At 39.8% G+C, this 13678-nt stretch carries 15 protein-coding genes; 7 read left to right on the top strand and 8 right to left on the bottom strand.

Going from position 1 to position 13678, the window contains the following annotated elements; translation table 11 throughout:
- Nucleotides 1-12: 12 nt before the first annotated feature.
- Together R2S57_RS08555 and R2S57_RS08550 are read right to left on the bottom strand one after the other, a co-directional pair.
- On the bottom strand, nt 13-1110 hold the full coding sequence (locus R2S57_RS08555; protein ID WP_316844626.1) for a hypothetical protein: 1098 nt from the start codon (nt 1108-1110) through the stop codon (nt 13-15).
- 1 nt (nt 1111) lies between these two features.
- Nucleotides 1112-1927 (bottom strand): sigma factor-like helix-turn-helix DNA-binding protein, encoded by an 816-nt coding sequence (locus R2S57_RS08550; protein WP_316844625.1) that lies wholly within the window; start codon nt 1925-1927, stop codon nt 1112-1114.
- Between the two features lie 436 nt (nt 1928-2363).
- Between R2S57_RS08550 and R2S57_RS08545 the strand changes: the two genes are divergently transcribed.
- Nucleotides 2364-2576, top strand: a complete 213-nt coding sequence (locus tag R2S57_RS08545; RefSeq protein ID WP_316844624.1) for a helix-turn-helix transcriptional regulator — start codon at nt 2364-2366, stop codon at nt 2574-2576.
- Nucleotides 2577-2992: 416 nt separating this feature from the next.
- Here R2S57_RS08545 and R2S57_RS08540 read toward each other — a convergent pair whose 3' ends face one another.
- Complete coding sequence (locus R2S57_RS08540; protein WP_316844623.1) at nt 2993-5488, bottom strand: YfhO family protein; 2496 nt, start codon at nt 5486-5488, stop codon at nt 2993-2995.
- Between the two features lie 130 nt (nt 5489-5618).
- On the opposite strand from R2S57_RS08540, the gene R2S57_RS08535 reads away from it, so the two are divergent.
- The 5 genes from R2S57_RS08535 (at nt 5619) to R2S57_RS08515 (ending at nt 9967) form a co-directional block, all read left to right on the top strand.
- Nucleotides 5619-6719, top strand: a complete 1101-nt coding sequence (locus R2S57_RS08535) for an alginate lyase family protein (protein ID WP_316844622.1) — start codon at nt 5619-5621, stop codon at nt 6717-6719.
- A gap of 46 nt (nt 6720-6765) precedes the next feature.
- The gene (locus R2S57_RS08530; RefSeq protein ID WP_316844621.1) at nt 6766-7272 is read left to right on the top strand and encodes a GbsR/MarR family transcriptional regulator; all 507 of its coding nucleotides are present in this window, start codon (nt 6766-6768) and stop codon (nt 7270-7272) included.
- A 281-nt stretch (nt 7273-7553) separates the two neighbouring features.
- Nucleotides 7554-8369 carry a DUF393 domain-containing protein gene (locus R2S57_RS08525; protein WP_316844620.1) on the top strand — a complete coding sequence of 272 codons (816 nt, stop codon included), beginning with the start codon at nt 7554-7556 and terminating at the stop codon, nt 8367-8369.
- Nucleotides 8370-8374: 5 nt separating this feature from the next.
- The gene (locus R2S57_RS08520; RefSeq protein WP_316844619.1) at nt 8375-9298 is read left to right on the top strand and encodes a TIGR01777 family oxidoreductase; all 924 of its coding nucleotides are present in this window, start codon (nt 8375-8377) and stop codon (nt 9296-9298) included.
- Nucleotides 9299-9490: 192 nt separating this feature from the next.
- Nucleotides 9491-9967 (top strand): SRPBCC family protein, encoded by a 477-nt coding sequence (locus R2S57_RS08515; protein ID WP_316844618.1) that lies wholly within the window; start codon nt 9491-9493, stop codon nt 9965-9967.
- On the opposite strand, the gene R2S57_RS08510 is transcribed toward R2S57_RS08515, so the two are convergent.
- From R2S57_RS08510 to R2S57_RS08490, 5 genes are all read right to left on the bottom strand, one after another.
- Nucleotides 9951-11009 (bottom strand): nucleoid-associated protein, encoded by a 1059-nt coding sequence (locus R2S57_RS08510; protein ID WP_316844617.1) that lies wholly within the window; start codon nt 11007-11009, stop codon nt 9951-9953. The two genes, R2S57_RS08515 and R2S57_RS08510, sit on opposite strands and share 17 nt — an antisense overlap.
- Before the next feature lie 59 nt (nt 11010-11068).
- Nucleotides 11069-11569, bottom strand: coding sequence for a MarR family winged helix-turn-helix transcriptional regulator (locus R2S57_RS08505; RefSeq protein WP_316844616.1), 501 nt, complete (start codon nt 11567-11569; stop codon nt 11069-11071).
- The gene (locus tag R2S57_RS08500; protein ID WP_316844615.1) at nt 11569-12072 is read right to left on the bottom strand and encodes a GNAT family N-acetyltransferase; all 504 of its coding nucleotides are present in this window, start codon (nt 12070-12072) and stop codon (nt 11569-11571) included. The genes R2S57_RS08505 and R2S57_RS08500 overlap by 1 nt, the downstream gene beginning before the upstream one ends.
- Nucleotides 12073-12177: 105 nt before the next feature.
- A complete protein-coding gene (locus R2S57_RS08495; RefSeq protein WP_316844614.1) occupies nt 12178-12750 on the bottom strand; it encodes a TlpA family protein disulfide reductase in 573 nt (190 codons plus the stop codon).
- Entirely contained in the window at nt 12750-13178 is a 429-nt protein-coding gene (locus R2S57_RS08490; protein ID WP_316844613.1) for a hypothetical protein, read from the bottom strand. Before R2S57_RS08490 ends, R2S57_RS08495 begins: the two co-directional genes overlap by 1 nt.
- 157 nt (nt 13179-13335) lie before the next feature.
- On the opposite strand from R2S57_RS08490, the gene R2S57_RS08485 reads away from it, so the two are divergent.
- Nucleotides 13336-13668, top strand: a complete 333-nt coding sequence (locus R2S57_RS08485) for a hypothetical protein (RefSeq protein WP_316844612.1) — start codon at nt 13336-13338, stop codon at nt 13666-13668.
- Nucleotides 13669-13678: the final 10 nt, after the last annotated feature.

Genomic DNA, 13678 nt, shown 5'->3' with positions numbered 1-13678 from the left:
CTCTCTTTTATCTTATTCCACGATTACCTGTATGCCTGCTTTAGCCGCCTTATAGCTGATCTTTTCTTTTAAACTGTAATAACTCCAGTTCTGTAACAGGTAGTGGTCTTCCTTTGCCATCTCCTCTTTTTCCTGTTGGTTGACGAGTAACAGCGTCGCCGCCTGGTGCTTAACACAGAAATCGATCAGCATCCTGCTGTAAACGTGCAGTTTTTGCTCAACATACCGCTTTTCCATGTGCCGGTAATCCTCTAAACTTTTCATCTTCCGCTTCCTTCCATGTCCACCGCTATTAAAGGTAGCCGCTTTTTTCACTCTGTTAACCGCCGCCTGTATCGCAAGCCTGCGATGAAAAAATTCTTCCTTGTCGCCAATGGCATGCTCGTGGTTACCGATCTTAACGGTTACAGGGTGCTCTATAGATAGAGAGGCTTCTGCGATTACCGTAGCGTCTAAAAAGTGCTGTTCTTTTTCGATCTGTATGGCTGCCAGTAGGAATATCTTTCCCTTGTCCAACTGTATATGGCTGGCTCGGAGTTTTAAGGTTCCGCCCATGATCTTGTCAAGCATCTTCTTCTTATCTGATCTGTCCCTTCCCAGATATGTTTTAAAGGGGATCTGAAAAAGCCTAAAGGTAAAATTCCTGTTATCAGCCGTTCTGTTTAACTTGCAAATTACTTCTGCACCAAATGGCAACGGAATATTCCGCTTGTAGTTCCGCAGCGATTTTTCCCCCTTCCAGTAGGCATCCTTTTCTTTATTGAAATAGGAGATCAGCGTATTGTTGAGGTTGCTTAGGATGTTTGTGGGGATCTGCCCTTTGAAATGGTTTGAAAGCAACCTGTATGTAGTATTCTGGCGTGAGGATTTCAATATGCCATTCTCTTCTTTTTTTTCATCTGCTATTTTTAGTTTTATATCCTCGGTCAGGTAAAAGAAATCCTTCACCCGTTCCTGAACAAAATGATGGCTCATGATCATATTGGCCGCACGGAAACAGATCCATTGCCAATTATACAGTTGACCAATCGCATCTTTGACCACCTCCTTATCTTCGGAATCGATCAGCAACTGTATTTTGCGGGTAACAACCATTGTACTGTTTTCCATATTACCTGATTTTTGTTTTCCTAATTTTCAGTGAAGCAGTTGCAAAGGCCTGCTGGATATATCCCTGATCAAGGTTCAAGGCACTTGCTATCTCACTGAAGCTATATTGAAGTTCATATCGCATCTGAAGGATCATGGACTGCTCTTCGCTGACATCCCCCTCAAAGCTGAACATACTGGTTTTTTCAATTTTACTGAGTTTTTCTGTATCTGTGATGACCGACTTCAGGCATTCGAGGGTTTTCTCCACTTTTCTTGCCACCTGATAATCCGAGATACCACCGATATGCCAAGCCATCTTTCCATAGTCAAAAGAATATTTGATACATAGCTTGATAAAAAGCTGTTGGTCCTGGCCAAGGTTAGGTATAACCGCCTCCACCCGCCTCCATTGTTTTTTTTCTTCTTCACCGGGTTCATGATGGTAAAAGATATCCGAACCATCATCCAAAGCAGGATCATAGCCACCCATAAAGTCCTGATAATTTTCAATTTCATCCAACCTTAGCATATTCCGGTTAAACCTATTATTAGAGGTTTTATAGTAGGCCTTGCAGCCGTCTGAAGTCAGTTTTCTGACAAAGGTTTCGATATGCTCTGGACACGTGATAACTTTTCTTGATAACCAAAGCTTTAGGAATGCTTCATTTACGATAGAACCTGCATTGACATCGTCCTTTATATACCTGAAACCATAGTAATATGTCCGCGGATATAATAGTTTATAGAAAAACTCAAGTCCTTTTTCATTTCCGTTACGGAACTCTTCGAAATGAATAGCATGAGCTGCATTGGTGGGTCTTTTTAATAGCTCCATAATTATCTCATTTAATTTTGAAAATCAAATAAGCCTCAACATATAGTTTCCTGATCTACAAAATAGGGCCCGGTAACTCACTAGCTACATTGCAGCTTAGCTCTGGTAACCGCCCACAGACCTTTCAGCATAGACCTCAACAACATGGATATGTGAGCACCAACCCTATTATTTATAAAGTGGTGAGTACTACACTTACGCTCGCCGAGATTAAACTTACCAAATTTTGCTGCGAGGCTCGTATGCAATCCTAATTTCTGTTCTAGAACCACAACAATATAATTCTTAATTCATAAGAATATTTTTCAAAAATAATAATTAGTAATGTAAAAAGCAAATTAAATAATTTATAATATTATTATATTGACATATTACATTAATTCAAGATTAAACTTGCTAATTTTAGTAATATTATATTTGTTTTACAGCAGTTGACATGAGTAAAACAATCTATAATCGCATCAAATCGGTATTAGCCGAAAGGGGAAGAACAAACAAGGATTTGGCAGATGCCTTAAAGATAGCACCAGAAACTGTTTCTAGCTGGTGTACCAATTCTGCTCAACCATCCATAAAAAAACTATTTCAAATTGCTGTCTACCTAGATGTTGAAGCAGGAAAATTATTGGTTTCTTCTAAAAGCGAATAATTCTATAATATGTATACGTTAGATGTCTACATTGAATTACATCTTCTCTAAGAAAAATTATTAATACCAAAAAATATCGTATAGTCGATAATAACTAGTCAAATTGATTTAAAGCTAGTCATTAGCTCAATATGTTTTTTTTTGAAATAGTCTCCAGGTGTTACCGAACTCAAGTAAATCCTATTTTAAAATTACCATCATCGATGATTTCCGCATCCTTGATCTGACAATTTTTGCTCATACCTATATAAGGGAGATAAGATTTTTAGTAAATTTTAGATACAATGGGTCGTTGACAATTAATTTAGTCTTCCTCAAAAAGTCTAAGAGAGATGAAGATCCTCCAAAAAATATAACCACAACAAAAAACCCCGTAAGAGCAAATCCTACGGGGTGTAAAATCTATATAAAAAATATTAAGCTTTTACTGCTTTCTTTTTCTTCTTTTCTTCTGAGTAAAACCCGAAACCCAAACCCGCCAATAACAGGATCGATCCGGCTAGAGAAATTTTCTCACCAGCGTAATAAGCTGTAGGGTGGAAAATAAACTCAAGTTTGTGGTTACCTGCTTCCAACTGTGCGGCACGTAAAACGTAATCAGCTCTGAAATATGGTTTCTCTACACCATCAATGTACATTTTCCATCCTTTGTTGTAGTAGATCTCTGAGAATACAGCAATGGCATCTTTGGATGTAGAATATTCGTAGGTTAAGTGATCAGGGTTATAGGTGGTTAATTTAATAAAACCTTCCTGACCTGTGCCCAAACGTTTCGTATCGATCAAAGCTTTATAACTTTCATCCACAATGGCTTCTTTCTTTGCATCGAAACTGCTGATGGCTTTCATTTCCTCATCCGAATTTCTGGCAAACTGTACGCTTTGTACAAACCAGGCATTACCAGCAGCGGTAGCATTACGCTGCATTTTGTACGATCCGGTCTGAGGGTCCTGCGTAATGATGTATTTAGTGTTTAGCATATCCAATACATCCTGATTGATGCTTTTGGTTAACTGGTTATCAACCAGTTCCTGAAAACGTTTCAACCTTGCAGAGTGGAAACCACCAACGGTTTTATGGAAATAAGAAGTCTCGGCGCTTTTAAACGGATCGCCCAGCGACATATCAAAAACCCTAAAGTTTGGATCTTTATCTGCAGAGATAAAATTATCTACATCCCTTGGCTGATAATGATTGTTCAGGTCGCTTTTGCTTACAAAGTTCTGGTTATTCATGTAACGGCGGTCTACCTGCCACAAATCGATCAGAACAAATAATGCCAATAAACCAAAGGCCAGTTGCATATTCATCTTTTTGGTGATGAAAGCCCAGGTAATACCAAAACCAATTGCAATAAACAATAGGGTACGTAATGCATCGGCACGTGCCAAAGCCACACGATCGGCCACAATACCATTTAAGATTTCGATTGCCGCACCACGGTTATTCTGCAGGGTTTGTGTTAAAGCATCTAAAACCTGTGCCTGGTTATCCTGTGTAAAGCTGAAAAACGCCGTAGGGATAACGGCAATAATTAAAGCAAAACCTCCGGTAATACCTGCCGACCAGGTTAAACGCTGCACTAAATATTTTTGATCATATTTCCCCTCTTGTGCTTCTTTAATCGCCAATATAGCCAATAACGGCACCAATAAGCCAACTACTGCAAGGATTGATTCTACAGCCCTAAACTTGTTGTAACCTGGCAGGTAATCAAAAAAGATATCCGAAATAAAAGGCAGGTTTTGCCCGAAAGAAAGGAACAATAATAACACACTCGATCCCAAGATCCACCATTTCCAGCGGTGTTTTACAATAAATAATCCAAAAACAAATAAGAAGCAGATAATCGCGCCAAAATAATACGGACCAGATGTACCCGGTTTATTGCCCCAGTATTGGTTGGTGCCCAAATTCTGCGCTACATAACCAATAGCCTGTTTAGGGTCTACCCCCTGAAGGTTTTTTTCAACTGCTTTATAGGTATTGCTTTCAGGTTTAATAATCTCATCGATACTGCTTGCACCACCATAAATATTCGGGATCAGGAAGGAGAAACTCTCGCCTACACCCTGACTCCATTGGTAGGCATATTCTTTATCTAAACCATTTGCTGGTTCAGCTTTATCGGTAGTTAAGTTAGATTTACCACGGATGGTTTCTTTGCCATACTCGTAGGTTGTCCATAAGGTACCCGCATTCACCAAAACCGACAGTAAGATACCCGCAGCTATATACGCTACAGATTTACCAAATGCCGGAAGCTGTTTTGCTTTAAAGGCATGGTAAAGCTCAATACATCCCAAGATAAATAGCGCTATAAATAAATAATAGGTCATCTGGATGTGATTCGAGCGAATTTCCAAAGCCATAAATAAGGCCAGCAAACTGCCTCCAACCAGATACCTTCCCCTCAGCGTGAGAATAATGGCAGCCAAAATGGGCGCGAAGAAACCAATTGCCAACGCCTTATTGCCGTGCCCCGCCGCGATAATGATGAAATTATAAGAGGTAAATGCAAAAGCAATGGCACCTGCCGCAGCGAGCCATGGATTTATTTTTAATACGCAAAATAGTAAATAAGCCCCTAATAGATATAGTAAAACCGTGCCAACAGGATCAGGGAATACACCTTTAATTAAATCGATCGCATAAGTGGTAATATTCAAAGGATACTGTACCCAAATCTGATAAGCTGGCATGCCACCGAACATCTGGTTGGTCCAAAGTGGCCCTTTACCATCTTTCGCCTTAATATCCATAATTTCCTTTTGCATGGCCTTTGCCTGCAAAACATCGCCCTGTTGTGGCGCTTTACCCTGTAAAACAGGACTGAAGTAGGCAAAAGTGATGACTACAAAAAATGCAATAATAGCCAGGTGTAGGCCATTTTTATTAAACCAGTTATTCATTAAGGTTTGTTTAAGTTTAAACGAACGTCAAAAATAAAAATTTGGGCGGTATAAAAAAGGAATAAATTAAATGTGTGCTGAATAAAAAATTAGATTTGTGAAAGCATATAAAAAATTCAACCCATTTAATATGAGAAAGTTTGTTGTTACCCTCGCGCTGGCGGCCCTATCTTTTACATGCTTTGCACAGCTGGTAAGTTTAAATGCTAGTGAAATTAAAACGCTGAAAAGCCAGATCCAAAACAACGCAGAAACCAAAAATCTCTATCTGGGCTTTCAAAAATCGGCTTCAGGCTACCTGAACGAACAAGCCAATCCGATTGATACCATCAGAACCGAAGGCTTATTGAAAGGAAACCCAAAGAAAGTGAAAACCCAGCAAGCTTTGCCCGATATGGCTAAAATGTTCGCATTGGCTTTGCAGTACCGGTTGACCGGTGATCAGAAATATTTAAACAAATGTGTAGAATTTCTTGGCGCCTGGGCAAAAATCAACCGCCCCAATGGCGATCCGATTGATGATACCAATCTCGATCCGGCGGTTGAAGCCTACGACCTGGTTAAAACGGATCTCCCGCCTGCAGACAAAAAACTGATCGAACAATGGCTCAGCGAAACCGCAAGGGCAGAAATCAACAGCAAACGGATGAAACCAGGTAGAGGCACCGCCATCAACAACTGGAATGCGCACCGGTTAAAAGTAGTTGGCGAAATTGGCTATGCTTTAAACAACCATGAACTGATCAACTGGACGATCGAAAACCTCAAAAGCCATATCAACATCAATCTCTATGCTGACGGCACCAGTCTGGATTTTAAAGAGCGCGACGCCATGCATTACCACATTTACGATCTGGAACCAATGCTGAAACTGGCCATCATCATCGACAGGGCAAAAGGGCCAAACTTTTACACCTACGAATCGCCAAATGGATCATCGATCAAAAAATCTGTTGCCTGGTTAATCCCGTACATCAATGGCGAAAAGCAGCACGAGGAATATGTAAACACCACGGTTAAATTCGATCGCGACCGCGCAAAAAACAACGAACCGGGTTTTGCCGCTGGTACCATGTTTAAACCTGAGCTGGCGCTACCTGTATTAAAACTCACTGTTTATTTCGATCCAACACAGACCGACTTGTTAAACCGGGTAAACAACAAGCAAAATAACTGGCAAATGGTACTGAACGAAACTAAGCGCGAGAGCAGCAACTTTCAGAATAAATAAAGTTTCAATAATTTTTGAAAGTTTAAAAATAACTTTATATTTGTGTATGGAATTAGCAGCAGCAAAATTGAAATTTATAGAGGCCTGGGGTAAATTAGGCTCCGAATGGGGAATTAACCGTACCATGGCCCAGGTGCATGCGCTCTTGCTGATTTCGGCCGAAGCGCTGACCACTGAAGAAATTATGGAGCAGCTCAGCATTTCGAGGGGCAATGCCAACATGACCCTGCGCGATCTGATTGGCTGGGGTTTAATCGAAAAACAACATAAAGCCGGCGAACGTAAAGAATACTTTTTTGCCGATAAAGACGTGTGGAACATTGCCCGTCAGGTAGCCAAAGAACGTAAAAAGAGAGAGCTAGAGCCTGTTTTAAAAGTGCTGAACGAACTCGCTGGCGTTACAGGCGATGAAAAAGACCCCGAGTTTACAACCTTTAAAAAATCGATCAAAGATATTAACAAACTGGCCGTGAATGTAGATAAAACTTTAGAAACCATGCTGAAAGCCGAAGAAAGCTGGTTCTGGGGTTCGGTGTTGAAGGTTTTTAAATAGAGATGTGAGAAGGGAGATTAGAGATGTGAGAGCTGGGTGGTGAGTAGCAAGACATTACAAGATTTGAGTAGCAAGTAAAGAGTATCAAGGATCAAGACAATTCAAATTAAACGCTAAACCCTCTAACCTCTTAAACGCGAAGCAACATATGCTAAACCCTAACCCCTAAACGCCATGCGCTAAACCCTAAACGCTAAGTCCCAAGCCCTACACCATAAGTTAGGCTTATTTTTTCAATCATAACTTTCAATTTTTACTGAAAGTATTAAAATTTAAATAAAATGAAAACGCTTAACAACCATGTGATTTTATTTGACAATGAATGCCCAATGTGTTATGCCTATACCAAGGCCTTTGTAAAAACAGGTATGCTGGCTGAAGATGGTCGCGAGGCGTACCAACAGATGCCCGATCATATTTGTCCGCAGGTAGACAGGCAAAGGGCAGCCAACGAAATTGCGCTCGTAAACACCGAAAATGGCGAAGTAAGTTATGGCATCCAGAGTTTATTTAAAATTATTGCGCACGCCATGCCCTTCTTTAAACCGCTGTTTTTATTCGGCCCTTTTGTTTACCTGATGCGTAAATTTTATGCCTTTATCTCTTACAACCGCAAAGTGATTATCCCGGCAGCGGTTAAGGCAAACAGCATACAGCCCAGTTTTAAACTGCATTACCGTTTGGCCTACCTTCTTTTTACCTGGCTTCTCACGGCTTATGTGTTAACTGCTTATGCCCATCTGCTTACCAGTTTTGTACCTCTTGGTAGCCCATACCGCGAATACCTGATCTGTGGCGGGCAAATGATTTTCCAGGGCAGCATCATTCTTTTTTATAAAAAAGGAAAACTATGGGATTATCTGGGCAATATGATGACGATTTCTTTCGCTGGCTCGCTCTTGCTCTTACCTGCTTTGCTGCTTGGGGAATGCCTCAGCATGCCCGGTATATTTTTTATCCTTTATTTTTTAATGGTGGCCGGACTCATGTTTCTGGAACACCTCCGCAGAAGCAAACTGTTAAAACTCGGTTGGATCATGAGCCTTACCTGGGCACTTTACCGTTTAATTGTGTTAGGTTTAATCTTTAGTGTATAGAAATCATGACATATAAAAAAATTATACTCTCTGGTGGAAACGGATACTTAGGTACCGTACTGGCCAAATATTTTAGTCCCCTAACAGAAGAAGTGATTGTTCTTGCCAGAAAAACACAGGCCACCACAGGCAACATTAAAACCTTGGTTTGGGATGGGCAAAACCCGGACGACTGGACAACAAGCCTCGAGGAGGCCGATTTACTGGTTAACCTATGTGGCAAAAATGTAAACTGCAGATACACCGAAAAAAATAAAAAGGAAATTTTGGATTCAAGATTGATCCCTACCCGTTTACTTGGTGAGGTGATCAACGAAATGGAAAATCCGCCAAAACTCTGGATCAACATTACTTCTGCCACCATTTACCGCCATGCGGAAGACCGTGAGCAAGATGAGTTAACAGGAGAAATCGGTGATGGTTTTTCTATCGAGGTATGCAAGGCCTGGGAAGCCAGTTTCTTTGAAAATGAAACCCCTAAAACCAGAAAAGTAGCGCTCAGAATGAGCATTGTACTCGGACTGCAAGATGGGGCATTCCCGCGCCTGCTCAACCTGGTTAAACTGGGTATGGGTGGCCAACAGGGCAATGGTGAACAATATGTAAGCTGGGTACATGAGTTAGATGCCGCAAGAAGTATCGAATGGCTGCTTCAGCACAACGAGATAAAAGGTGCTGTAAACTGCAGCGCACCCGGCGCGGTTAAAAACCAGGTATTTATGCGCAGTATCCGAAAAGCTTATGGCATAAGTTTCGGTTTGCCCACTCCGGCCTGGCTTTTGGCTATCGGCGCGAAAATTATCGGAACAGAAACCGAGCTGATTTTAAAAAGCAGGTGGGTTAAACCTGGTGTGTTGTTGATTGGGGGTTTTGAGTTTAAGTATGGGGAGATTGATGGGGCGATGAAAGCTTTAAAGGCGGAGGGTTAGAAGGCAGGAAGGAGAAGCGGTTAATTAGTCCGGAGCCGGAAGTCTGAAGACCCTAGTCGATTTACCCATATAACCATACGCCTAACTCCACGCCTCTGCGCTTTTTCTTTGTGCCTTTTGTGGTAAAAAAGATCGAAAACAAGATTGAACGGAAAGCGCAGGGCCCTGGGCAGATACAAGTAAAACAAAAATATGCCAATCCTAATTTTAAAAACAATGATTAATGCGCCGATTGAACGCTGTTTCGATCTGTCAAGAAATATTGATCTTCATGCACAGTCCATGCAGCATTCTGGAGAAAAAGCCATCGCGGGAAAAACAGATGGATTGATTAGTTTAGATGAATCGGTCACCTGGCGGGCCAAACATTTTGGTCTCAATTTCACCATGACCAACAAAATTACCGCGATGGAACATCCACATTTCTTTATAGATGAAATGACCAAAGGTCCGTTCAAAAAACTCAGCCATCAACACCTCTTTAAAACCATTGGCACACAAACCGAAATGAGCGATATTTTCCAATTTGAAGCACCTTATGGTATTTTAGGAAGACTGGTAGAGCAATTGTTTCTGACAAGTTACATGGAGAAGTTGCTAATGCATAGAAATGAAGTGGTTAAGCGGGAAGCGCAACGCAGAATCGCCCCTCCTACTCCTCTTCCCTAAAATATACCTTATAAAAGTTCATCGATTTATCGTCATCGTAGCCTTTTTCGATCATATCTTTATTGCCATGGATATAAATATGGAAGTTTTTATCCAACTTTAATACACTTTTATAGGCACGGGCTTGCTTTTTAACCGCAGATTCGGCAATCTCAAAATTATCCGCAATCGGACTTTCAAACTCCTGTTCGTAACTTTTCTTATAATTTTTAAATGATTCAATTCCTTCGGCATTTCCGATTACCTCATTACCAAATTCCTCTATATCAAAGGTTTCTTTTTCTTTGAAATACTTCATTGAGCGGTTTAGAAGGTCAATTTTATCCGCTTTACTGATTTCATAATCATCATCCAGTTTCTGTGTGACGAAGTTTTTATATACTCCTAAAACATTATTGGTCTGGTTATAACTGTCGTTCCTGATTTTTAATTTTAAAAATTCATCTTTCCAGTAAACGGCAGAATCGTTGCTGCTTTTCGACTGATCCAACACTACCACTTTATAACCTTCTTCCCTATCCACATTAAAAATCAGGCAGCCTTTGTCCAATTTGTTAATGCTAATGGCCTCTTGCTCGTAACTTACGTTAAAGCCATCCTGCTCAGGATAAACTTTTAAGTAGGTATCTTTCGTCTCAGATTTGAAAACCCCAACCACATCTAACTGTTCACCTTCGATCTGCACTTTTTCGAAATAGGCAACATATAATTCGCCCGATTTAATTTTTGGGTGGTTGGCTACATCATATAAATGTTTGGCCAATTGCTGCGAATCTTCGTGAAAAAGCTCATTATTTTCGAAAATTTCATGAACAAAATGGAATACTTCATTGAGTTCTAAATTATCATTGGGATGATAAAAACGGTATACTTCATTTACCTTTTCGAAAGGTTTCAAAAAATACTGCATTAGCAGGTTTCCCAATACTTCATCATCAATTTTTAAAGGCGCATCAGATAATTTATAATACTCCTCCAGCAGTTTATTGCCTGTATGGTGGATAGAAAGTTGCTTAAGCGAAGCCTCGAAAAATGAAATCATAGGCGCAAAAATAGTAAAATCATTGATTAACCCATTCCATCACACTATCATTCCATCATTCAAAATTCAATCCTACTTTCATTTTTAATATAAACCTCAGCCCTTTGCAAAAAACTCTTTTCCTGTAAGCTTGCTTCAACTTCGTTAATGGCTTTCATCAAATTATTCTCGGTGTTCGTAATTTCTGCTGTGGCTTTGATGATCACTTCCCAAACTGGTTCCATGGTAGACAGCAGTGTGTTTCCTTTTTCTGTAAGCTCAACCAAGCGTTTACGGGTATCTACCTTATCTTTTTTAGACCTGATCAATTTCTCTTTCTCCAGTTCTTTTAATAAACTGATGGTGGAAGGATGTGCATAACCAATCTCATCTGAAAGTGAAACCACACTCATAGTCGATTTTTTATACAGCGTATATAGTACCGGGAACCATTTGGGTTGGAAATCAATTCCGAATGCTTTATAAATCAACAGACCATCTTTCCGGATCTGATCGCTCAGCCTTTGCAAACGGGTAGAAATGGCCAATAAACCAGAAGCATCAATTACATTTTGTTCCATTAAACAGATTTTAAATCCAGGCCATAAAACACATTGTCGACAGCCATGCGGGGGAAATAAACCGGTAGTTTTTCCATTTCCACTTGTTTAAACCCATTACGCTCGTAAAAACGGCATGCAGCCTGTAATATATCCTTGGTACCCAAATATACTTCATTCATATTGTTATCCGCACAATAGCTCAAAAGGGTTTTTAATAGGGCCTGGGCTACTCCCAGTTCCTTTCCACGGCATTCTTTTTTAACGAACATCTTTCTAATGGCTCCCGAGTGGTACTCTGGTACAGCAATTAAGGCAATGGTACCCACCAGTTCGCCGTTTAATTTAGCTCCCCAAAAAGCACCGCCAGAGCCATCATAGTTTTTCTCAATATCCAACAAGTCTGGCTGTGCAACCAGATCGATATCTACATTAAATTCTATTTGCTGGATGGGCAGAATTAACCCGATAATCGCTTCACAGAATTGATTATTTAACCGTTCAATTTTAAAGTCGTTTTGCATTGCTAATTATTATCCAGCAAATATATGTAGTTAACTACATATATTACAAATATAAATTTCATTTGTACATCAAATTTATTTGCGCACGAATTTGGAAGACTTATACTAATTGCTATTTTTTAACTTATTCAGGAAGTCAATAACCTTTTGATCGGCGTAATTGGCTACCCCTTCGTGTTTGAAAGACAACCGACCCTGTTTATCGAAAATAACGGTTGTGGGCAATGATCCCGCAAATATCTGTTCGGGAATATCACTTTCTACTTTGTAAACCGGCATCGCGTATTTACGATCAGCCATAAACTTCGCTGACTTTGCAAAATCACCATCGGCATCAGCGAAAATGAAAACGATGTTTTTATCGTCTTTAAACTGCGTATACAATTTATTGATTGAAGGCATTTCGGCCCTACATGGCGGGCACCAGGTTGCCCAGAAATTAAGGAAAATAATCTTGCCTTTTAAATCGCCCAGATCCACCAGCTTGCCTTTTGCATCCTTAAACTGGATTCCGTTAAGGTTCGCAATATTTTCCTTCGGTACTTCAACACTGGGTTTATAAAAACCAATTTCCATTAATCCCTTAATAAAAAAAGCTTTTGCATCAGGCACAAAAACAATTACCAAAATAATAATTATAAATAATGCGTTGAATATATTTCCTTTGACAAACTTCATTAATTGGCGGATCTATTTGCTGCAAATAATAACGAAAACATATTCACAATTGGTATGGCAATAACCTTTCCTGGGAGAAGAAACAGCTGAAAAAACATCATGAAACGGTTAATATTGTCGGTATACCTAAAAGGATTATCAATGAAGCCCAGAAAACCCATATTATTATAATCTGGTTTAATATAAATGTAATACGCGGCTATTAAATAAGCTATCACAAGAAAAACGCCTACACAAGCCCTTCCAATCTCAAAACTTCTAAACTTATTAAAAGGAATGTAATAAATAAAGAACAAAACTGCCGTAAAAGCAATTAAGCCGGTAAGGATGATCCAAATGCGTGGCCAATACAGCTTATAGTGATGCGCTTCGACCCAACCTGTTGGGCTGGGATTATTTCGCTCAAAAAACCACTCGAATATCGACATGTTATGAATTCAATGTTAACTTAATTTTTCTTATCTGAATGTAATCAATACTACTTCTCCCCTTAAACCATTCATAAAATCGCTGGTCAGAACAGTATAAATACAATGTTACTTTGTAAATATATATAATTGCTTAGGAATTACTACTTTTGGCCTGTTGAAAAAGCATAGACAAAACATTCAGAAATATTTATCGGCATTTATGCTGATGGTGTTTGCTATTGCTTTAACTCCCTGGAGTGTTCTCCACCACCACAATACCGTTCCTGTTGTGCCCAAAGAAGCACATTGTAAACATGTAAGTCATGTGCAGGCCCACGGCGATACCTGTTTAATCTGTAATGCGAGTTTTGAGAAAAATTATGTGCAAACGCACCACATTTACAGAATCTTTTTATCTGCTAAAATTTTTAACCGTACCGAACCTACGTTAAAGAATGCCTTTACCGAAATAAAGCGCACCTGCTTACGTGGTCCCCCTTTAGCTTAATTTCTTCTTG

The sequence above is a fragment of the Pedobacter psychrodurus genome (assembly GCF_032678585.1).
In the GTDB taxonomy this organism is placed as follows: Bacteria; Bacteroidota; Bacteroidia; order Sphingobacteriales; family Sphingobacteriaceae; genus Pedobacter; species Pedobacter psychrodurus_A.
The sequence above is the reverse complement of the archived record's forward strand: the minus strand, read 5'-3'. Positions and strand labels throughout refer to the sequence as shown.